Source organism: Acidimicrobiales bacterium, assembly GCA_025455885.1.
In the GTDB taxonomy this organism is placed as follows: domain Bacteria; phylum Actinomycetota; class Acidimicrobiia; order Acidimicrobiales; family Acidimicrobilacustridaceae; genus Rhabdothermincola_A.
Genome location: JALOLR010000011.1, coordinates 124647 through 145650 on the forward strand (window position 1 = coordinate 124647; position 21004 = coordinate 145650).

The 21004-nt window shown below is 73.9% G+C and carries 21 protein-coding genes; 14 read left to right on the forward strand and 7 right to left on the reverse strand.

Features of this window, described 5'->3' with window-relative positions; translation table 11 throughout:
• Positions 1 to 3 precede the first annotated feature (3 nt).
• Positions 4 to 1182, forward strand: coding sequence for an NlpC/P60 family protein (locus MUE36_11170; GenBank protein MCU0311488.1), 1179 nt, complete (start codon positions 4 to 6; stop codon positions 1180 to 1182).
• 91 nt (positions 1183 to 1273) lie between these two features.
• Positions 1274 to 1828: a hypothetical protein gene (locus tag MUE36_11175; protein ID MCU0311489.1), complete on the forward strand. Its 555-nt coding sequence runs from the start codon at positions 1274 to 1276 to the stop codon at positions 1826 to 1828.
• A 6-nt stretch (positions 1829 to 1834) separates the two neighbouring features.
• Here MUE36_11175 and MUE36_11180 read toward each other — a convergent pair whose 3' ends face one another.
• Positions 1835 to 2791, reverse strand: coding sequence for an aminoglycoside phosphotransferase family protein (locus MUE36_11180; GenBank protein MCU0311490.1), 957 nt, complete (start codon positions 2789 to 2791; stop codon positions 1835 to 1837).
• 117 nt (positions 2792 to 2908) lie between these two features.
• Between MUE36_11180 and MUE36_11185 the strand changes: the two genes are divergently transcribed.
• Together MUE36_11185 and lnt are read left to right on the forward strand one after the other, a co-directional pair.
• Positions 2909 to 3475: a copper chaperone PCu(A)C gene (locus MUE36_11185; GenBank protein MCU0311491.1), complete on the forward strand. Its 567-nt coding sequence runs from the start codon at positions 2909 to 2911 to the stop codon at positions 3473 to 3475.
• A 71-nt stretch (positions 3476 to 3546) separates the two neighbouring features.
• Positions 3547 to 5049, forward strand: a complete 1503-nt coding sequence (gene lnt, locus MUE36_11190; protein MCU0311492.1) for an apolipoprotein N-acyltransferase — start codon at positions 3547 to 3549, stop codon at positions 5047 to 5049.
• Here lnt and MUE36_11195 read toward each other — a convergent pair.
• Positions 5027 to 6637 carry an ATP-binding cassette domain-containing protein gene (locus MUE36_11195; GenBank protein ID MCU0311493.1) on the reverse strand — a complete coding sequence of 537 codons (1611 nt, stop codon included), beginning with the start codon at positions 6635 to 6637 and terminating at the stop codon, positions 5027 to 5029. The genes lnt and MUE36_11195 overlap by 23 nt on opposite strands.
• A 43-nt stretch (positions 6638 to 6680) precedes the next feature.
• The gene (gene dtd / locus MUE36_11200) at positions 6681 to 7118 is read right to left on the reverse strand and encodes a D-aminoacyl-tRNA deacylase (protein ID MCU0311494.1); all 438 of its coding nucleotides are present in this window, start codon (positions 7116 to 7118) and stop codon (positions 6681 to 6683) included.
• 70 nt (positions 7119 to 7188) lie between these two features.
• Here dtd and MUE36_11205 point away from each other — a divergent pair, with 70 nt between their 5' ends.
• From MUE36_11205 to MUE36_11220, 4 genes are read left to right on the forward strand one after another with little or no spacing between them, the layout of a single operon-like run.
• Positions 7189 to 8586: a glycosyltransferase family 4 protein gene (locus tag MUE36_11205; protein MCU0311495.1), complete on the forward strand. Its 1398-nt coding sequence runs from the start codon at positions 7189 to 7191 to the stop codon at positions 8584 to 8586.
• Entirely contained in the window at positions 8586 to 9323 is a 738-nt protein-coding gene (locus MUE36_11210) for a class I SAM-dependent methyltransferase (protein ID MCU0311496.1), read from the forward strand. Before MUE36_11205 ends, MUE36_11210 begins: the two co-directional genes overlap by 1 nt.
• The gene (locus MUE36_11215; protein MCU0311497.1) at positions 9316 to 10410 is read left to right on the forward strand and encodes a hypothetical protein; all 1095 of its coding nucleotides are present in this window, start codon (positions 9316 to 9318) and stop codon (positions 10408 to 10410) included. The genes MUE36_11210 and MUE36_11215 overlap by 8 nt, the downstream gene beginning before the upstream one ends.
• Before the next feature lie 13 nt (positions 10411 to 10423).
• Positions 10424 to 11560 carry a hypothetical protein gene (locus tag MUE36_11220; protein MCU0311498.1) on the forward strand — a complete coding sequence of 379 codons (1137 nt, stop codon included), beginning with the start codon at positions 10424 to 10426 and terminating at the stop codon, positions 11558 to 11560.
• On the opposite strand, the gene MUE36_11225 is transcribed toward MUE36_11220, so the two are convergent.
• Positions 11534 to 12157 (reverse strand): class I SAM-dependent methyltransferase, encoded by a 624-nt coding sequence (locus MUE36_11225; GenBank protein MCU0311499.1) that lies wholly within the window; start codon positions 12155 to 12157, stop codon positions 11534 to 11536. The two genes, MUE36_11220 and MUE36_11225, sit on opposite strands and share 27 nt — an antisense overlap.
• Positions 12158 to 12162: 5 nt before the next feature.
• Positions 12163 to 12654, reverse strand: a complete 492-nt coding sequence (locus MUE36_11230) for a GtrA family protein (GenBank protein ID MCU0311500.1) — start codon at positions 12652 to 12654, stop codon at positions 12163 to 12165.
• Between the two features lie 124 nt (positions 12655 to 12778).
• On the opposite strand from MUE36_11230, the gene MUE36_11235 reads away from it, so the two are divergent.
• Positions 12779 to 14125, forward strand: coding sequence for a PQQ-dependent sugar dehydrogenase (locus tag MUE36_11235; GenBank protein ID MCU0311501.1), 1347 nt, complete (start codon positions 12779 to 12781; stop codon positions 14123 to 14125).
• Positions 14126 to 14127: 2 nt separating this feature from the next.
• Complete coding sequence (locus MUE36_11240; GenBank protein ID MCU0311502.1) at positions 14128 to 14946, forward strand: phosphatase PAP2 family protein; 819 nt, start codon at positions 14128 to 14130, stop codon at positions 14944 to 14946.
• On the opposite strand, the gene MUE36_11245 is transcribed toward MUE36_11240, so the two are convergent.
• Positions 14906 to 16093: a glycosyltransferase gene (locus MUE36_11245; GenBank protein MCU0311503.1), complete on the reverse strand. Its 1188-nt coding sequence runs from the start codon at positions 16091 to 16093 to the stop codon at positions 14906 to 14908. The genes MUE36_11240 and MUE36_11245 overlap by 41 nt on opposite strands.
• Positions 16094 to 16251: 158 nt before the next feature.
• Here MUE36_11245 and MUE36_11250 point away from each other — a divergent pair, with 158 nt between their 5' ends.
• Together MUE36_11250 and MUE36_11255 are read left to right on the forward strand one after the other, a co-directional pair.
• Complete coding sequence (locus MUE36_11250; protein MCU0311504.1) at positions 16252 to 17085, forward strand: PIG-L family deacetylase; 834 nt, start codon at positions 16252 to 16254, stop codon at positions 17083 to 17085.
• Positions 17082 to 18293 (forward strand): flippase-like domain-containing protein, encoded by a 1212-nt coding sequence (locus MUE36_11255; protein MCU0311505.1) that lies wholly within the window; start codon positions 17082 to 17084, stop codon positions 18291 to 18293. Before MUE36_11250 ends, MUE36_11255 begins: the two co-directional genes overlap by 4 nt.
• Positions 18294 to 18311: 18 nt before the next feature.
• Here MUE36_11255 and MUE36_11260 read toward each other — a convergent pair whose 3' ends face one another.
• Positions 18312 to 19235 (reverse strand): LLM class flavin-dependent oxidoreductase, encoded by a 924-nt coding sequence (locus MUE36_11260; protein ID MCU0311506.1) that lies wholly within the window; start codon positions 19233 to 19235, stop codon positions 18312 to 18314.
• A 17-nt stretch (positions 19236 to 19252) separates the two neighbouring features.
• On the opposite strand from MUE36_11260, the gene MUE36_11265 reads away from it, so the two are divergent.
• Together MUE36_11265 and MUE36_11270 are read left to right on the forward strand one after the other, a co-directional pair.
• The gene (locus tag MUE36_11265; GenBank protein ID MCU0311507.1) at positions 19253 to 20050 is read left to right on the forward strand and encodes an SDR family oxidoreductase; all 798 of its coding nucleotides are present in this window, start codon (positions 19253 to 19255) and stop codon (positions 20048 to 20050) included.
• 108 nt (positions 20051 to 20158) lie between these two features.
• Positions 20159 to 21004, forward strand: coding sequence for an SDR family oxidoreductase (locus MUE36_11270; protein ID MCU0311508.1), 846 nt, complete (start codon positions 20159 to 20161; stop codon positions 21002 to 21004).

Consider the following 21004-nt stretch of genomic DNA (forward strand, 5'->3'; position numbering starts at 1 on the left):
ACAATGCGACCCGAACGAAGCCCACGGGCCCTCCCCCGACGCCGTGCCGTGCTGGCCGGTGCCGTCGTCGCCGGCCTCCTCGCCGTGCCGGTGGCGTCCAGCCTCCCCGCCGGCGCCCAGTCCCTCGAGTCCAAGCGCGCCGAAGCGGCCGCCGTGGCCTCCGAGCTGGCCAGCCTCGACCGCGAGCTCATGGACATCAACGCCCGCTACGAGGCGTCGCGCTACGAGCTCTCGCAGGCCGAGGAGCGGGTGAGCGAGGCCCAGGCCCGCGTCGACCAGACCAACGCCGAGCTCGACCAACGCCGTGGCGAGATGCGCACCTTCGCCGTGAAGGCCTACCAGAGCGGCAACGACAGCCCCGAGCTCAATGCGCTCCTCACCGCCGACGGCGACACCGCGCCGGCGAAGAAGTCCTACATCGAGGTCACCAACGGCAACCGCCGCGACCTCGTCGACAGCCTCAGCGCCATGCAGCGCCAGGCCGAGGACGAGACCAAGCGCCTCCAGCAGGCCCAGGCGGAGGCCGAGCGCGTCAGCGACGAGATGGCCTCCACCCGCGCCGACGCCGAGCGGGCCACCGAGGCCCAGCGGGCCGTCAACAACCGTGTGCAGGGCGAGCTCGCCACACTGGTCCGCGAAGAGGAGGCCCGCCGCGCCGCCGCGGCCGCAGCCGCCGCGGCGGCCGCCGCCGAACGGGCCGCCGCCGAGAGCGCCTCGCGCGCCCCTGCGCCCTCGTCGTCCGCCGCCCCTGCCCCCCGTTCGACCGGTGGCGGCTCACCGGCACCGGCACCGGCACCGGCGCCGTCGGGCCCCGCTCCCACCCTGCGCGGTGGGCTGGAGGGCGCGATCGACGCCGCCCTCAGCAAGGTCGGCGCCCCGTACGTCTGGGGGTCGGCGGGTCCGAACACCTTCGACTGCTCCGGGTTGATGGTCTGGGCGTTCAAGCAGGTCGGTATCTCCCTTCCCCACTACAGCGGCGCCCAGTACGCCTCCACGACCCGGATCTCCAGGGCGCAGCTCCAGCCCGGCGACCTCGTCTTCTGGGGCTCCGGCGGTTCGGAGCACGTGGCGCTCTACATGGGCGGCAACCAGATCGTCCACGCCTTCAGCTCCCGGGCGGCCACCGGCGTGACCGCCCTCGACGGCTGGTGGAAGACCCCGTCGGGCTACGGACGCATCTGAGCCGCTGACCGTCGTCCCCGAGCTCGTCCTGCACGGTCCGCGGTCGGCGGGGCGGGCTGTTCTCCTCCTGCCCGGCTACGGCGACTCGACCGTGGCGTTCACCGCTCATCTCGAGCGGATCGATCCCGCTCGGCGTTGGCTGGTGGCGGTGGCCGAGCCGTACCTGGTCGGCCCGCACGGGCCGCTCTGGTACACCGTCGACGAGCACGGCCCCGACCCTGACGGCGTGGCCCGAGCCACGGCGGCCGTCGATGCCGCCGTCGCGGTGGTCGCCGAGGCGGCCGGCATCGAGAAGGGCGAGGTGGTCCTCGGAGGGCACTCCCAGGGCGGGGCGGCCGCCCTGGCGACGAGCCTCGACCCCGCCCTCGGCGCCCCACCACGCGCCGTGGTCGCCCTCGCCGCCTACCTCCCCCACCGCGACGGCGGGCTCGACGGGGAGCGCATGGCCGGCCGACCGGCGCTCTTCGCGCACGGCCTCGACGACGCAGTGATGGACCCGATACGCGGACGCGGCGCGGCCCGGGCCCTCGAACGCTGGGGCGCCCGGGTGGAGTGGGAGGACGTGCCCGGCGGTCACCGCCTCGGGCCGGACCTCCTCGACCCCCTCGCCCGCTGGCTCGACGGCCTCGCCGACGCCGACGGCTGAACAGGGTCAGCGCAGCGCCCACGGCCGGGGGAAGCGGTGCCCCGGACGCCAGCGGTCGAGCCGTACCTCGGCCTCGTCGTCGATCTCGGCTGACTGGCCGCGGTTGCCGACCGCCCAGGCCGTCGTCCAGAGCTCGTAGGCCTGGACGAGGGTCTCGAAGCCCGGCCATCCGCTCGCCTCCAACCCGTAGCCAGCCAAGAACTCGTCGAGCACCCGGGGCGGTGCCCCGTACCGGCGCACCGCCACCACCTGGGGGACGATGTCGGCGCACACCGGGCCGACCCCGGACATCTCGAGGTCGACGAGCACCGGTCCGGTCGGGGTGGACAGGACGTTGTGACGATGCAGGTCGCCGTGCACGACGGCGACCCCGAGCGGGTCGTCCTCGGGGTCGGGCCAGGTCGCCTCGAGCCGTGCCGCCCGCTCGCGGAGCAGCACGAGATCGGCCTCGGCGGTGCGCCCCGCCTCCTCGGCGCGGTCGAGCTCGGCCCGCACCGCCCCGAGGATGTCGAACGACGGCACGTTGGCCACCCCGCCCCGGGTGACGTCGTGGAGCGAACGGGCGATGCGGCCGAGCTCGCGGGGGTCGACCTCCTCGCCCTCGACGACCTCCAACCAGGTCCACGTGGTCACCGAGCCCGCCTCGGTCATCACGGGCTGGTCGTAGGGCTCGCTGACGGTCACGGCGGCGACCCCGAGGTCGGCCAGGAGCTCGGACACGATCACCTGGCGCCGGGCGGTCGCCTCCCGGGCCGGTGGGTCGACCCGCCCCAGCACCATGGCCTCGGGGAGCCCCACGATGACCGCCGAGCCCGCCCGGAAGATCCCCGCGCGTCGGGTGTCGAGCCCGGCGCCGGACGCCACTGCGACCACGGCGTCGAGCGCGGCCTGCTCACGCGGGCCGTTGGGGGCGGACAGCACGGCGGCCGGATCCGGGTGGGGAGAGGGATCGGGGCCGGGCACCGGCTCATCCTGGCATGTCCGACCCGGTGTGCCGGGAGCCCGGACGCCCCGATCTGACCGGCGTCGGCGGAACGGCAAGGATCGTGTGCGAACGGGTCGTCGACCCGTGGAGGACCCATGACGAGCGAACCCCTGACCGAGCCCGTTGCCGTCCCCGACGACGCCGCCGGCGACGTGGCGCGACCCAGCCTGTTGCGCCGGTGGGCGCCGGTGTTGGTCGTCCTGGGCGGCATCGCCGTCGTGGTGGTCACGGCGATCGTGAGCCCCTTCGACTCCCAGCCCCCGAAGCTGACCGTGCAGGCCGCCTACCTGGGCGCCGGGGCGGACCCGGCGGGGGCCTACCTCGTCATCGTGAACGACGGTGGGGGCGACGATCTGGTCGGGGTGAGCGTCCCGGGCGCCACGGTGACGCTCCAACGGCGGGTCGCGGACCCGGCCACCGGGACCGCCGAGCTGGAGGAGGCGACCTCGCTGCGCCTCGCCGGCTACGAGACGACCCGGCTCCAGCCCGGCGGCGACCAGCTCCTCCTCACCGGCCTCACCCCTGTCGAGGGGCCGACCGTCCCGATGGAGCTGCGCTTCCGGGTCGCCGATCCGGTGACGGTCCAGGCCGAGGTCCTCAGCTACGACCAGATCGGGCAGTTGCTGTTGCCCCCGCGGCTCGAGACCCCCGCCGGTCCCTGAGCGCCGGGTCCCCGCCGGCCCCGGTCGCCCGCGGCGGGCGGGCCGCCCGGTTCCGGCCAAGATGGTCCGTCGTGCTCTCCCTGCCCGCGGTGTCCGAACGCGTCCGCGGCGCCGTCCTGGCCCTGGTCGCGGGACTGGCGCTGGCGGCGTCGGTCCCACCGTGGGGGTGGTGGCCGTTGGCCTTCGTGGGGGTCGCGCTCTGGGATCGCGCCCTGGCCGGTCGCCCGGCGCGGTCGCGGGCCGCCCGGTCGTTCCTCCTCGGCGTGACGTGGCTGGCGCCGGCGTTGCTGTGGATGTGGGACCTCACCGCCCCCGGCTACGTGATCGCCGTGGTGTGGTTCGCCGCCTACGTCGCCGTCGCCGGGTTGTCGGTGCCGGGGTCGGCGGCCGATCCGCGGGCCCGGTGGCTGGCCCTGCCCGGGGCGCTGGTGCTGTGCGAGGCGGCCCGGTGGTCGTTCCCGTTCGAGGGGGTGCCGCTGGCCACGACGGCGATGAGCCAGGCCGACGCCCCGCTGGCCCAGGTGGCCCGGATCGGCAGCGCCATCGGCGTCGTCCTCGTGGTCGGCATCGGGGGCGTGGCCCTGTCGGCGGCGTCGTCCCGACGCTGGTGGGTGGCGGGTGGGGCGCTCGCCGTGGTCCTGGTGCTGTGGGGCTCGTCCCTCGTCGCTCCACGGGGGGCCGACGTCGCCGACCTCGACGTCGCGGTGGTGCAGGGCGGCGGACCGCAGGGAACCCGGGCATCGGACACCGACGCCGACGAGGTCTTCGACCGCCACATGGCCGCCAGCCAGACGATCGACGGGCCGGTCGACCTGGTGCTGTGGCCCGAGAACGTCGTGACCCTCGACCAGCCGTTGGCCACCACCCGGGAGCACCGTGAGCTGGCGGCGTTGGCCCGACGGCTGGACACGACCATCGTGGTCGGCGTCACCGAGGACCTCGATGACGAGCGCTTCACCAACTACGCCGTGGTGTACGGCCCCGACGGCGAGGTCGGGGACCGGTACGACAAGGTCCTCCGGGTCCCCTTCGGCGAGTACGTCCCGTTCCGGGGGCTGGTCGAGCCGTTCGCCGGTTCGTCCGGGCTCAGCGCCCGTGACGCGGTGGTGGGCACCACCCCGGCCGTGCTGCGCACCGACGTCGGCTCGTTCGGCGTGGCGATCTCCTGGGAGGTCTTCTTCACCGGACGGGTCCGGGAGGGGGTGCGTGAGGGGGGAGAGGCGGTGCTCAATCCCACGAACGGGTCGAGCTACTGGTTGACCCAGGTGCAGACCCAGCAGGTCGCCTCCAGCCGCCTGCGGGCCATCGAGACCGGCCGCTGGGTGCTCCAGGCCGCCCCGACCGGGTTCAGTGCGGTCGTCGAGCCCGACGGGGGCCTCGTCGCCCGGACCGGTGTCAGCGAGCCGGCCGTGCTCCGCGAGGTCATCACCCGTCGCGACGGGCTGACGATCGCCACCCGGATCGGACCGTGGCCGATCGTCGCCCTGGCCGCGCTCATGGTGGCCGGCGGCTGGATCCTGGCGTGGCGCCTCGGTCCGGGCTCGCCCGACGTCAGCCGTCGGCGAGGTCGATGACCCGCTCCAGGGCCAGGGCCTCGAGGAACCGACGGTCGTGGGAGACCACCACGACCGTGCCCTCGTAGGCCCCCAGCGCGGACTCCAGCTGCTCGATGGCCTCCGGGTCGAGGTGGTTGGTCGGCTCGTCGAGCACGAGGCAGTTGACGCCTTCGGCCATGAGACACGCCAGCACCGCCCGGCTCCGCTCTCCCGGTGACAGCTCCACCCCGCGCCGGCCGACATGGTCGGCGCTCAGACCGAACTTGGCCAGCAACGACCGCGATTCGCTGAGCGGGAGACCGGTGCGGACCTGCACGAGCTCGAGTACCGGTCGATCGCCGTCGAAGGACGTCCTGGCCTGATCCATCTCGCCGATCACCACTCCGGGGCCCAACCACCGCCGGCCCTCGGTGAGCACCACCGTGCCCAGCAACGCGCCCAGCAGCGTCGTCTTCCCGGCCCCGTTCGGGCCGACCAACGCCACGCGTTCCCGCCAGCCGATCTCGAGGTCGATCGGGCCGAGGCGGAAGGACCCCCGCTCCACCACCGCCCCGTCGAGGCGGGCGACCACGTCGCCGCTGCGCCCCGCCGGGATGAGCTGGAGGTCGAGCCGCCACCCCTCCCAGGGCTTCTCGACCACCTCGAGCCGGTCGATGCGCCGCTCCGTCGCCTTGACCTTCCCCGCCTGCTTCTCGCTACGGGCGACCTGCCGCCGCCGGAGGTGCTTGTCGTTCTCGCTGGAGGCCTTGGCCTGACGCACACCCTTGTCGGACCAGCCGATCTGGCGGCGCTGACGCTCCCGCAACTCGTCGCGCTCGTCCACGTAGGACCGGTGGGCCTCGTACTGCTGGCGACGGGCCAGGGCTCGGGCCTCCGTGTAGGCCGTCCACCCGCCGGCGTACTCCGTGGCGCGTCGGGAGCGCTCGTCCACCTCGACGATGCGGTGCACCGCCCGGTCGAGGAACGCCCGATCGTGCGAGACCACGACGGCGGCTCCGTCGAAGCCGTCGAGGAACGACTCCAGGAGGTCGAGCCCGGCGAAGTCGAGGTTGTTGGTGGGCTCGTCGAGCAACAAGACGTCGACCTGGGACAGGAGGATGGCGGCGAGGGCGGTGCGGGCGGCCTCGCCACCCGAGAGGGTGACCGTGTGCTGCGCGAGCCGCCTGCGGGGCAGGCCGACGCGCTCGGCCACCGCTGCAGCCCTCGCCTCGAGGTCGGCGCCCCCGAGCGCGATGAAGTGCTCGAGCGCGTCTCCGTAGGCCTCGAGGGCCTCGCTGCTCCCGTCCGTCAGGGCTTCGGTGCAGCGGTCCAACTCCACGGAGGCGGCCGCCACGCCCGTGCGGCGCGCCAGGTAGTCGAGCAGGGTCTCCCCGGCGCGTGCGTCGGGCTCCTGGGGCAGCAGACCGACGGTGAGCTGGCGAGGGGCCCGTTCGACGACGCCGCCATCGGGGAGGTCGAGCCCGGCGAGGAGCCGGAGGAGCGTCGACTTCCCCACCCCGTTCCGCCCGATCACTCCCACGCGGTCGCGGGCATCGACCTGGAGGTCCACCCCGTCGAGCACGGTCTGGCCACCGAACGACCTCGACACACCTCGGGCCCTCAGCACCCACCCACGCTAGGGCTGCACGGCAGAGCTGGCGATCGGGTACTCAGACCTCGACGATGACCGTCACGGGCCCGTCGTTCACGAGTGCGACCTGCATCTCGGCCCCGAAGCGGCCCGTGGCGACTCGGGCACCGAGGGCCGTCAGCTCGACCACCAGCGTCTCGACCAGGGGCTCGGCGACCGCCCCCGGGGCCGCCGCGCTCCACCCGGGGCGACGGCCCCGGCTGGTGTCGCCGTACAGGGTGAACTGCGAGATCACCAGCACCTCGGCACCGACGTCCTCGGCAGACCGGTCCATCCGCCCCTCGGCATCGGGGAACAGCCGCAGCCGCCAGAGCTTGCGGGCCAGCGTGGAGGCCGTGTCCGGGCCGTCGTCGTGGGTCACGCCGACCAGGACGCACAGTCCCTGGCCGATCCGGCCCGACACCTCGCCCCCGACGGTGACCGACGCCTCCGACACCCGCTGCACCACCGCTCGCACGCCGCAGAGTCTGACAGGCCGAGGTCGCCAGCTTGACCGCCTCGGGGGGCCAAACGAGACTTGACGGCTCATGTCCGTCCGCTCCTCGTCACCCCACTCCCCCGGCGCGTCCCCGTTGGCCGCCGACGGTGACCTGGCCCTGCGCATCGCCTTCCTCAGCTACCGGGGCAAGCCCCACGTGGGCGGGCAGGGCGTGTACACGCGCCATCTCACCAAGGCGCTCGTCGACCTGGGTCACGAGGTGGAGGTGCTCGGCGGCCAGCCCTTCCCGGTCCTCGACGAACGGGTCCCCCTGGTCGAGCTGCCCAGCCTCGACATCTACAACGACCACTTCCCCATGCGCCTGCCCGGCCCGTGGGAGGTCACGACCTGGGGCGACGCCGTCGAGGTGGCCTCCTTCGTGAGCGGCAGCTTCCCCGAGCCGCTCGCCTTCAGCGTCCGGGCGTGGCAGCACCTGCGCCACCGGGTCAACGACTTCGACATCGTCCAGGACAACCAGTCGCTCGGGTACGGGTTGTTGGCCATCGAGCGGGCCGGCCTGCCGGTGCTGGCCACCATCCACCACCCGATCACCGTCGATCGGCGCCTCGAGATGGAGCACGCCGAGAGCCGGTGGAAGCGCTTCTCGAAGGCCCGCTGGTACGGCTTCACGAGGATGCAGACCCGGGTGGCGACCCGGATGCCCCGACTCATCACGGTGTCGAAGAACTCCCTCGCCGACATCCACGCCGACCACCGGGTGCCGCTCGACCGGCTCCACGTCGTCCCGGTCGGCGTCGACCAGGAGCTCTTCCGCCCTCTGCCGGGGGTCGAGCGGGTGCCCGGACGGCTCATCACCACCGCCAGCGCCGACGTCACGATGAAGGGGCTGCGCTACCTGCTCGAGGCGTTGGCCAAGCTGCGCACCGAGCGCCACGTCGAGCTGGTCGTGATCGGGCGGTTGAAGGAAGGCGGCACCTCGGCCCGCATCATCGACGAGCTCGGGCTGCGCGACATCGTCACCTTCGTCACCGGCGTCCCCGAGCAGCGGATCATCGAGCTCTACTCCGAGTCCCAGGTCGCGGTGGTGCCCTCGCTGTACGAGGGGTTCTCCCTCCCCGCCATCGAGGCCATGGCCTGTGGCGTCCCCCTCGTCGCCACCACCGGGGGCGCGCTCCCCGAGGTCGTGGGCGACGACAACGACACCGCCCTGCTGGTCCCGCCCGGCGACCCCGAGGCGCTCGCCGCCACCATCGCCGTCGCCCTCGACGACGCCGCCCTCCGCGATCGGATCGGCGCCGCCGGACGACGGCGCGTCATCGAGCGCTGGACCTGGCGGCACACGGCCGTGGGCACCGTCGAGCACTACCGGGCCCTGCTGGCCGAGACCGCCCACGTGCAGGACCGCCGGCCGGGAGGCGCCGCCGCGGCGCCCCGCTACCGGCGCGGCGCGCCCACGGTCGCCGCGCCGGCGCCGGTCGTGGGCTGATGCTGACCGCCGACTACGACCGCCTCGGCCTGCGGCCCGGCGACCGCCTGCTCGACCTCGGCTGCGGCTTCGGTCGCCACGCCTTCGAGGCGTTGCGCCGCGGCGCCCGCGTCGTGGCGTGCGACATGGCGGTGCCCGAGCTCGTCGAGACCCTCGGCGTCTTCGAGGGCATGCAGGCCTCCGGCGAGGCCCCGCCGCAGATGCTGGCCACCGCCGTCAACGGCGACGCCACCCGGCTCCCCTTCGCCGACGGCTCCTTCGACCGGATCATCGCCTCCGAGGTCATGGAGCACGTCGCCGACGACCTGCGCGCCCTCGACGAGCTCACCCGCGTCCTGCGCCCCGGCGGCACCATGGCGGTCACCGTGCCGGCCTGGTTCCCCGAGAGGGTCTGCTGGGCGCTCTCCGAGGAGTACCACGCCCCGTACGTCGAGGGGGGCCACGTGCGCATCTACACCGAGGGCGAGGTGCGCCGGAAGATGCAGGGCGCCGGCCTCGAGCCCGGTGGGGCCCACCTGGCCCACGCGCTGCACTCGCCGTACTGGTGGCTGCGGTGCGCCGTGGGTCCGACCAACGACGCCAACCCCCTCGTGCGGGCCTACGCCCGGCTGCTCGAGTGGGACATCGTGGCCGCCCCGTCGGTGACCCGGGTGACCGAGCGGCTGCTCAACCCGGTGCTCGGCAAGTCGCTCGTCGTGTACGCCACCAAGCCCGTGCGGACGATGGCCCATGCCTGAGCACCCCGTCCCCGAGGTCCCCGGGATGCTGAGCGCCGCCCAGGCCCGGGCCACCGGCGAGGCGATCGCCGACTGGCAACTCCCCAACGGGATGATCCCGTGGTTCCCCGGCGGCCACGCCGATCCCTGGAACCACGTCGAGGCGGCGATGGCCCTCGACCTCGTCGGCCTGCGCTCCGAGGCCGAGCGGGCCTACCAGTGGCTCGTCGACATCCAGCGCCCCGACGGCTCGTGGCACCAGTACTACCTCGCCGAGGGCATCGAGCAGGACAAGCTCGACGCCAACACCATCGCCTACCCGGCGGCCGGCGTGTGGCACCACTGGCTCCTGCACCGCGACCGCGGCTTCGTCGAGGCGATGTGGCCGACCGTCGAGGCCGGCATCGACTTCGTCCTCGACCTCCAGACCCCTCGTGGCGAGATCCTCTGGGCGCGCCACGCCGACGGCACCCCGTGGTCGTTCGCGCTCCTCACCGGTTCGTCGAGCATCTGCCACAGCCTGCGCTGTGCCGTGGCCCTCGCCGACCTGCTGGGCCACGAACGACCCGACTGGGAGCTGAGCGCCGCCCGCCTCGCCGCGGTCATCCGGCGCCACTGCGCAGGCGACGCTCCTGACGCCTTCGCCCCCAAGGCCCGCTGGGCGATGGACTGGTACTACCCGGTGCTGGCCGGGGTGTTGTCGCCCGCCGACGGTCGCTCCCGGCTCGACGCCCGCCGCTCGACCTTCGTGATGGAGGGCCAGGGGGTGCGCTGCGTCAGCGACCGGCCGTGGATCACCGCCGCCGAGACCTGCGAGTGCCTCATGGCCGAGCTGTCCCTCGGCAACGCCGAGCAGGCCCTCCAGCTCTTCTCGTGGGCCCAGGCGCTCCGTGACGACGACGGGCACTACTTCACCGGCATCGTCCAGCCCGACGCAGTGCACTTCCCGGCCGACGAGCGCTCGACCTACACCGACGCCTCGGTGGTGCTCGCCGCCGACGCGTTGAGCCGCACCAGCCCGGCGTGGGCCCTGTTCGTCGACCACGACGCCCTGCCGCCGCTGGTCGAGGTCGACGAGAGCGAGTCCCTGGCCGATCCCACGGACTGAGCGGTCCGCCGACGTGGGGACGCCGGTCGACGTCGCCGTCGTGACCGCCCTCGTCGACCTGGCGGCGATCGACGCCGCACCCCGCCGTACGACCGAGCAGTACCTCGCACTGGCGGTCCCGGTGCTCGGCACCCGGCACCACCTCGTGGCCCACGTCGGCCCCGAGCTCGTCGAGGCGGTGACCCGACGGCGGGCCGAGCTGGCCCCGGGCGCCCCGACCACGGTCGTGGCCTGTCCCTGGGACGAGCTCCCGGCGGCCGGGCTGGCCGACGCGGCCACCGAGGCGTTCGCCGCCGGGCGCCGGGCCCCGACGGCGTCGAACCCGGCCAAGGACACGCCGGCCTACCTGGCCGTCGGCTGGTCGAAGCCGGGGTTGCTCGACCGGTCGGCGGCCGGGCCCGCCGCCGACGCCGACCTGCTCTGGTGGGTCGACATCGGCATCGGCCACGTCGCCCGGCCCCACCCGTCGCGCCCGTTCGACGACCTGTTGGCCGACGCCACCACCGGCATCCGGGCCGACGTGCTGTGGGAGACCACCGCCGAGGAGGTCGCCGATCCCGTCGCCTACTACCGCGACAACCCCTTCTCGCGCGTGGCGGGCGGGCTGCTCGGCGTGCCCCGGGTCGATCTCGCCGACCTGGTGGGCTGGGTCGACGCCGAGCTGGGCCGGTGCGTCGGGTCGGGATGGCCCACCGTCGAAGAGGCGGGGCTCGGCGCAGTGGTGGCCGGTCACCGCGACCGCTTCGCCCTGTCGTACGGCCCGTGGGAGGCGCTGGTCGCCAACCTCGACGGGCTGCACGACGCCGTGTGGCATCGGCTGCGGCTGCTGGCCGACTGCCGGGGTCGCGAGCTGCACGACCGCGCCGTCGGCCATGCGTTGGCGGTCGACGAGGCGTGGCGGGCCGGCACGGTGGCCCTCGACGACGAACAGGTCGTGGCGCTCCACGACGACCTGCTGGTGTCGGGGTGGTGGGCGGGCCGGGCCGACCTGGCCGCCCACGCCGCCCGGGTGCTCCGGTCGCTCGAGCCGGACGCCCTCACCGAAGGGGCCCGCGCCCGACTGACCTCCGACCGGATGAGCGCCAACCTGGCGCTCGTCCCCGACGAGGCCGACCCGATGTCGTCAGGCGGTGCGGCGCAGGACCCGTAGCGAGCCGGTGGCCGAGACGTCGGTGAACTGCTGTGAGTCGAGGGCCCGGCAGTAGATCTCGAACGGCGGGCGGCCGCCGTCGGCCGGGTCGGGGAACACGTCGTGGATGGCCAGCAGGCCACCCGGCTCCACCCACGGTGTCCACAGCTCGTAGTCGCGGTGGGCCGGCTCGGTGCCGTGGCCCCCGTCGATGAACAGCAGCGACAGCGGTGTGCGCCAGTGGCGCCCGACGGTCGGCGAGTCGCCCACGAGCGCCACCACCACCGGTTCGAGGCCGGCGTCGTGCACGGTGCGTCGAAAGCGGGGGAGGGTGTCGATGCGGCCCACCTCGGGGTCGACGAGGTCCGGTTCGTGCCACTCCCACCCCGGCTGGTTCTCCTCCGAGCCGCGGTGGTGGTCGAGCGCGAAGACGACCACGTCGCGTGCCCGGGCGGCCGATCCGAGGTAGATCGACGACTTGCCGCAGTAGCTGCCGATCTCGAGGATCGGCGACCCGCCCCGGGGGACCGTGATGGCGGCGTCGTGCAGCGCGAGGCCTTCGTCGGGAGGCATGAAGCCGCGGGCCTGCTCGGCGGCGTCGCGGTGCCGGGGGTCCACCGGGCTCAGTCCTCGTCGGGGGTGTCGTCCTCGTAGATCTCCACGTGGAAGAGCTTGTCGAGGAGGAAGAAGCGCAGCACCCACAGCACGCCGAACGTCGCGAGCTGGGCGGCGAGGATGGCCACCCGGTTGCTGGTGTGGTCGTCGACGTAGGCGATGACCGCGGTCGACATGACGAGCCCCGAGAACGTGAAGATCCAGAACGGCAGGATCTCCTTCTTCAGGTGGGAGCGCCCCCGCTTGCCCCACACCCAGGCCCTGCTCATGTAGAAGGCGGGGACGGCGCCGATGCCCACCGACACGATGTTGGCGAAGGTGGGGCGCATCCAGCGTTGGAGCACGAACAACAGGCCGGCGCCGATGACGACGTTGACCACCGACACCATCACGTAGCGGGGGCCCTTCGTCCGGACCTTGCCGAACACGGCGCCGAGCAGGCCGCCGGTGGGCGGGCCGGACTCGCCGGAGGGGCTCGTTTCGGCCGGATGGGTCTTCACGGGTGGGGGTACCAACTCTGTGCGCGACGGACGAAGCAGCGTACCTCCGGGCTGCGGGCGGTGACAGACGGCGAGCGCCCGCCGCCGCCGGTCCCCCGGGCGGCGCCGGTACCCTCCAGACGCCATGACGCCAGACGCGACGACGCCCGACGGTCACCTCCTGTCCCCGCCTCCGACCTTCTCCCGCCGCGCCGGGCACCGGCGGCGCGGGGGAGGGGTCGTCGCCGTGGCGGTCGTCGCCGCTCTCCTGCTCGGCGCGTGCGGGGGGTCCGACGGCGGTGACGGCGCCGAACCGGCCGTGCCGGCGCCGTCGACGGGGCTGCCGAGCGGCCCTCCCGACAGCGGTCCTGCCGGTGCGGGGCCCGACGCCATCGAGGCCGACGTCGTGCTGACCCCGCTCGTGGACCTGGACCAGCCGACCGCCCTGGCGGCCCGCCCCGACGGCGGCGAGCTCTGGATCACCGAGCAGGACGGCACCGTCCGGCGGGTGGTCCGCACCGTCGAGCCCGGGGGATCGGACCGCTACGACCTCGATCCCGACCCGCTGCTCGATCTGGGCGACCTCACCCGGGCCCGTGGCGAGCAGGGGCTGCTCGGCATCGCCTTCGACGAGACCGCCGACTCGGTGTACCTGTACCACACCGACCCGACCGGCGACGTGGTGATCGCCGAGTACGCGGTGATCGCGGCCGACGGCGGTGCCACCATCGACGCCGGCAGCCGACGGGTGCTGCTCACCGTCCCCCATCGCGAGTTCGCCAACCACAACGGGGGCCAGCTGGTCCTCGGGCCCGACGGCTTCCTCTACGCCGGGGTGGGCGACGGCGGTGGGTCCGGCGATCCCGGCGACAACGGCCAGGACACCGACGAGCTGCTCGGCAAGATCCTGCGCATCGACCCCAGCGCACCGACCGCGGACCGGGCCTACGCCGTGCCGGCCGACAACCCGTTCGCAGCCGGAGGCGGGCGGCCCGAGATCTACCTCTACGGCGCCCGCAACCCGTGGCGCTTCAGCTTCGACCGCGCCACCGGTGATCTGTGGGTGGCCGACGTCGGGCAGAACGAGATCGAGGAGGTCAACCTGCTGGCCGCCCCGGACGGCGCCGGGCTCGGGGTGAACCTCGGCTGGAACTGGCGGGAGGGCGACCGGCCGTTCCGCGACGGGACGCCTCCCGAGGGCCTCGTCGACCCGATCCACACCTACGACCACCGCGACGGCAACTGCTCGGTGACCGGTGGCTACGTGTACCGGGGTACGGCCATTCCCGCGCTCCAGGGCGTCTACCTCTACGGTGACTACTGCGTGGGTGAGATCCGGGGGCTCCTGGTGCGAGACGGCGTCGTGCTCGACGACCGCGCCCTGGGGGCGGTGCTCCCCGACCAGGCCCTGGTCAGCTTCGGTCAAGGGGTCGATGGCGAGCTGTACGTGCTCTCCGCGGGCGAGGGCCTGTTCAAGGTCGAGGCGGGCTGACCGTGGACGACGTCGCCCCCGGTGTGGTTCCGCCGGCGGCACGTTCCACGGTGTGGGCGGGTTGGCGGCGCCGTGACCTCGGCGACGGGTCGGTGCTGTTGTGGTGGCGCGAGCTGGTGATCGTGGGGGCCGTCTACCTCGCGTACGAGACCGTTCGCAACGTCTCGAAGTCGAACGCCGAGGCGGCCTACGCCAACGCCATGCGGATCATCGACTGGCAACAGGGCCTCTGGCTGTGGCACGAGCAGGCCCTCCAGGACTGGGCCCTCGAGTTCCGACCGCTGATCGTGGTGTCCAACTACTACTACGGCGCCGCCTACATGGTCGTCACCATGGCCGGCCTGTTGTTCCTGTACCGCCGCTTCCCCGACGACTACCCCCTGTGGCGCAACACGCTGCTCATCGGCACGCTGCTCGGCCTCGTCGGCTTCGCCACCTTCCCGCTCATGCCCCCCCGCCTGCTCGACACGATGGGCGACGGCCGGGCCTTCGGCTTCGTCGACACCATGGTGGCCTATCCGACGCTGTGGTCGTTCGACTCCTCGGCCATGCAGACCATCTCCAACCAGTTCGCGGCGATGCCGTCGCTGCACTGCGGCTGGGCGTTCTGGGGGATGTGGGTGTTCCTCCCCCGCGTGCGGTCGTGGTGGGCCAAGAGCCTCGCCGTGCTCTACCCGGCGACGACGATCTACGTGGTGGTCATCACCGGCAACCACTACCTCCTCGACGCGGTGGGAGGCCTGGCCATCTTCGTGATCGGCTACGGCGCGGCGAGGGTCGTCACCCGGGCCGGCCGCCGCCGGCCGGCCGTCGCGCCATGAGCTCGATCGCCGCCCGGTAGCTCGCCACGTTCCGGCCCACCACGACCGACCAGTCCACCGGCGAGGCCTCGCTGCGGTTGTGGGTCGTGATGGTCCGGCGCAGGTCGTCGTCGACCACGATCCGGATCAGCTCGCGGACCATCTCGGCGTCGTCCCTGGCGAGCAGTCCCTCCTTCTCGTGCGTGACGAACTCGCGGATGCCGGTGCGGGCCTTCGCCACGACGGGCAGGCCGGCACAGCGGGCCTCGAGCGCGGCGATCCCGAACGACTCCAGGTTGGCGGGCGCGACGAAGACGTCGCTGCGGGCGAAGTAGCCGCGGATCTCCTCGCGGGTGCGGCGGCCGATCAGGTCGACGACCTCGCTGAGGCCGTTGGTGCGGAGGTACTTCTCGAGCTGCGGGCGTTCCGGGCCGTCACCGATGACGATGACCCGGAGCCGTCGTCCGGGGGGCAGCGCGGCGTGCACGCGGCCCACCATCCTCAGCATCTGCAGCGGGCGCTTGCGGGGGGCCAGGCGCATCACCGAGACGAGGGTCACCGTCGTCGGGTCACGTTCGACGGGCTCGACGCGCCAGGCCTCGTCGTCGATGCCGTTGGGCAGCACCACCACCGGTCGCCCCGGTCCGGCGATGCGCCGGATCGGTTCGGCGGCCACGTCGCTCACCGCCGACAGGACCACCGGCCACTGCGACCAGTGGGCCAGTCGGTCGAGGCCCGCGAAGGCCGGGGCGGCGTAGCTCCACATGCAGTGCACGGTGATCACCGTCGGGATACCGATGGCCTGGGCCCGGCGGGCGGCCAGGTAGGCCATCGGGGACGCGAGGCCGCCGTGGAAGTGGGCGACGTCGACCCGCTCCTCGACGAGGAGGTCGGTGGCGAGGCGGAACGTGGACGGCAGGAACGGAACGTCGAAGGGCAGCAGCGGGACGTCCATGCGCCGCACCCGCACGCCGTCGACGACGTCGGGGCCCGCGGTGGGGGTCACCACGACGACCTCGTGACCGGCCGCTGTCAGGTTCCTCGCGAGGTCGTGGGCCTGCATCTCTATGCCCCCGAGGCGGGGCACGTAGCAGTCCGAGACGATGCCGACGCGCAGCGGCCCGGTGGCCGGCTCGGGGGCGTCCGTCGAGGTGTCGGCGTCGGTCATGGCCGACCTCCCTGATCGGGGCCACGCAGGGCGTCACCGTAGCCCCGGACCTCCCGTGCCCCGTCGTCCCCCCTCGTGCTCCCTCGTCTCCTCCCCGTGCCCGCGACCGGGCCGGCGGTCCGACGGGGCCTTGGGGGTGCAACTGCCAGAATGCCCGGGTGACCCGGAGGACCATCGTGGCGTTCCACGCCCATCCCGACGACGAGGCCCTCCTCACCGCCGGCACCCTCGCCCGGGCCGCCGCCGAGGGGCATCGCACCGTCCTGGTCCTGGCCACGAGGGGTGAACGCGGCGACGTCGGGGCGGACGTCCTCGCCGAGGGCGAAGCGCTCGGGGGTCGCCGCTCCGCCGAGGCCGAGGCGTCGGCCCGGGCCCTCGGCGTGGCCCGCCTCGAGTTCCTCGACCTGCTCGACTCGGGGCACGCCCCGGCCGCCGACGGGACCTGGCCGTCGCGGTCGCTGTGCGCCGCCGACCGGCACGACGTGGCCCACCGCCTGGCGGCGCTGCTCGTCGAGGAGCGCGCCGACGTCCTCCTCGCCGACGACGCCAACGGCGGGTACGGCCACCCCGACCACCGGCGCGTCCACGAGGTGGCGTGCCTGGCCGCCGACGCGACGGGGGTGGTGCGCTACGAGGCGACCGTCGACCGCGACTTCCTGGCCGGGGGCGTGGCGCTGGCCGAGTCGATGGGCCTGGCCGTGCCCGACGGCTTCGTCCCCCCGGACGTGTCGGCCTGGTACACCCCCGCCGACCGGATCACCCACGCCGTCGACGTCACCGGCTGGCTCGACGCCAAGCGGGCCTCCATGCGGGCCCACGCCAGCCAGGCCACCGGTGCCCCCGACACCGTGCGGACCCTGGCGGTGTTCCTCGACCTCCCCGACGACGTGTACGCGTCGGCCTTCGGCACGGAGTGGTTCACCCGTCCCGGCGCACCCACCGAGCCGCGCTCGACCGACCTGCTCGCGGGCCTGTCGAACGTGGGCCGATGACCTCCGGGGCCGCCGACGACCCGAGCGGCGAGGGTCCGCCGCCCGACCGGCCCGACGAACCTGTCGACGAACCTGTCGACTGCCCTGTCGACGAACTCGTCGACGACCCTGCCGACCTGCGGGCGGTGGTCGAGAACGAGCTGCACCGCAAGAGCCCCGGGCGCCGGGTGCTCGAGGCGACGGTGTCGCTCGCCATCGTCGGGGTGCTGTTCGCCTTCGTCGTGCCGGCGGTGACCGACGCCCACTACTCCGAGATCTGGCGCGAGATCCAGAAGCTCGACTGGCTCCAGGTCGCCGGCCTGGCCTCGCTGTGGATGTTCAGCATGGTGCTCTACACGGGGGTGCTCACCACCACGCTGCCCGGGCTCAGCCACCCCCAGGCCCTCACGGTGAACTTCGCCGGCAGCGCCGTGTCCAACGTGGTGCCCTTCGGCGGGGCGGTCGGCGTTGGGGCGACGTATGGCGTCGAGATGTCGTGGGGCTTCCGCGTGAGCGCCATCACGCTGTCGATCCTCGTGTCGGGGATCTGGAACGTGCTCACCAAGCTCGCCCTCCCGGTCGTGGCCCTGGTCCTGTTGGTGGTCACGGGGCGATCGACCGCCGAGCTGCTGGCGCCCACCCTCCTCGGCCTCGCTGCGCTCACCGTCGCCGTCGTGGTGCTCTCGCTGGTGCTGCGCAGCGAGTCGCTCGCCGCGGCCGTCGGCGCCGTCGCCCAGCGGGTCGTCACGCCGCTGGCCCGGTGGGTGCGACGGTCGTCGGCACCCGACATGGTGGGCGCGGTGTGCTCGTTCCGGCGCCGCAGCATCGGGTTGCTGCGCACCCGGTGGTGGCGGATCAGCTTGTGGATGCTCGGCTACAACCTCGGTCAGTTCCTGTTGCTCCTGGCGTGCGTGCGGGCCATCGGCATCGGGACCGAGGAGCTCGGGTGGGTGGAGGTGTTCGCCGCCTTCGCCTTCGCCCGGCTGCTCGAGACCATCCCGCTGACCCCCAGCGGCGTGGGGTTCGTGGAGGCCGGGGCGGTGGCCGCCCTGATCGGCTTCGGTGGCGGCGACGCGGCCGCCGCGGCGGCGGTGTTCCTCTTCCGCGGGTTCACCTACCTCGCCGAGATCCCCCTGGGGCTCGCCGCCTGGGGCGTGTGGGCCACCAAGCGGTCGTGGCGGGCACCCCAGCCGGCTGAAGTGCCCGCCCGCCCGTCGGTCCCGAGCTGACGCCTGTCGCCCTCCTCGTCACGGCCCAGGGGCTGCCGGGAGAACCTCGGCGACCGCCGTGCGCAGCGCGGCGAGGGCGTCGGCCCGCTGGTTGCCGCGGCCCAGGTGGAGGTCGGGGACGACGACCTCGGCGACGCCGGCGTCGTGCCACGCGCCCACGAGCTCGGCGAACGCCTCCGGCGGACCGGCGAAGGCCGCCCGGGGGGCGTGCCGGTCGACGAACGCCCTCGCCTCGGTCGCGTCGTCGGTGAGGAGGACGAGGGCCTGCACGCTCCGCTCGATCTCGGCGGGGTCCCGGCCGAGCTCCTCGCTGCGGCGGTCCAGCACGGCCGAGCGCTCGGCGAGCGGTCCGGGCAGCGCCCAGAGGTTCCACACGTCGGCGTGGCGGGCCACCACCTCCAGCATCCGATCCCCCTTCGCGCCCACCAGCAGCGGCAACCGGGGCTGGACGGGCTTCGGCTCGGCGATCGCGTCGGTGAGGTGCACCGTGACGCCGTGCAGCGTGGTGCGCGGCCGGTCGAGGAGCCCCCGGATCGCCGCGCACGTCTCGTCGAGCAGCCGGACGCGGTGCCCCGGGGAGGGCAGCGCGATGCCGTACTGCTCGTGCTCGTTGGCCTGCCACCCGGCGCCGAGGCCGAGGACGAGGCGGCCGCCGCTCACGTGGTCGACCGTGGCGGCCCACCGGGCCACCACCGCCGGGTGCCGGTAGGTCGCGCCCAGCACCAGCGGCCCGACCCGCACCCGGCTCGTGACGGCGGCCAGCGCCGCGACGGCCGCGGTGGCCTCCCACGTCGGGCCCTCGACGGGTCCGAACCGGTGCCCGTCGCCCATGAAGTGGTCGGCCACGTACACCCCGTCCCACCCGGTGGCATCGGCGTGGACCGCTGCGCCCAGCACGTCCGCCCACGGCTGCTGGGCGAGGGGCCAGACGGCGAGACGCATCGGCTTAGTCTGGCCCGATGGACGATCTCTTCGACCGGAACTCGATCCTGCTCACCGACCGCGTGGCCCTCGTGACCGGCGCCGCGGTCGGCATCGGGGCGGCCACCGCCCGGCTGTTCGCCCGGTGCGGCGCCACCCTGTCGCTGTGCGATCGGGACGCCGAGGGGCTGGCGGCCACCGCGGCGGCGGCCGAGGCGGCGGGGGCGACGGTGCACACCGGCGTGCTCGACGTGCGCGACAGCGCCGCGGTGGACACCTACGTCGCCGGCGCCGTCGAGCAGCTCGGGAAGATCGACGTGCTGGTCAACAACGCCGGGGGCACGTTCGTGAGCCCGTTCCTCGACGTGTCGGCCAAGGGGGAGGCGTCGCTGATCGCCGAGAACTTCACCCAGGTCACTCACTTCATCCGCACCGTGGTGCCCCACATGCCCGACGGCGGCTCGATCATCAACCTCACCTCGGTCGAGGCCCACCAGGCCGGCCCGGGGTTCGCCGTGTACGCCGCCATGAAGACGGCCGTGTCGAGCCTCTCGAAGTCCCTGGCCCTCGAGCTCGGCGGGCGGCGCATCCGCGTCAACAACATCGCCTCCGACGCCCAGCCCAGCGAGGGCGAGAAGGAGGCCCGGGCGGCGATGCTCGCCAGCGAGCCCGAGTTCATGCCCGCCTACACCCCACCGGTCGGGTTCTTCGGCACCCCGGAGGACTCGGCGGCGGCGGCGCTGTACCTCGCCAGCGACCTCTCCCGGCTCGTGACCGGGTCCACCATCCACGTCGACGGCGGCACGTGGGCCGCCGGCGGTTGGCAGCGACAGTGACGATGGCGCCCTCCTCGGCTGCGCCTCGTCGGGACGCGGTGCGGCTCGGTCGCTGGCGCTTCCCCTCGCCGCCCGTCTGACCGTGTTCGGCGTTCTAGGGTCCTCGCAATGACAGACATCTGGGGCCTCGCGGGCTCGTCGGTGGTGGTGGTCGGCGCGGGCGGTGGCGGCATCGGCACGGCCATCTGCCGCCACCTCGGGAACGCGGGTGCGGGGGTGGTGGCCGTCGACGTCGACGCCGACAAGCTCCGCATCGCCACCGACCAGTTGGCCGCCGCCGGGGTCGACCACCTCGGGATCGTGGCCGACGGCAAGGACCGTGACGCGGTCGCCGCCGCCGTCGAGCGCGCCGACGAGCTCGCGCCGCTGCGCGGCGGGGTGCAGGCCGCCGGCGGTATGTGGCCGCCGCAGTGGGCGCCGTTCGCCAGCGACGACCCCGCCTTCGACGACGTGATGGCCCTCAACCTGGGCGTCACCGTCAACGCCACCCGGGCGATCGGCCGCCGGCTGGTCGAGCAGGGGCAGGGCGGGGCCATCGTCCACATCGCCACCGTGTCGGCCCTGAACGCCGCGCCGTACATGGCCGCCTACGGGGCGGCCAAGGCGGCCGTGCTGTCGCTCACCCGCACCCTCGCCGTCGAGTGGGGCCGCCACGGCATCCGGGTCAACGCCGTCGCCCCCGGGTCCATCGCCACACCCAAGAGCGCCGCGCAGCGCGCCCCCGGTGACACCGACGGCGACGACCTGCTCGTCATCCCCATGCGGCGGCGGGGCACCGCCGACGACATCGCGGCGGCCACCCTGTTCCTCATGTCCGAGCTCGCCGGCTACGTGACCGGCCAGTGCCTGTGCGTCGACGGGGGCACGTCGGTGCGACCCGCCGTCAACGACGCCGATGAGCTCCCCGTGTTCGTGCACAACCAGGAGCTGCGCGCCCGCCTCACGGGGGGCTGA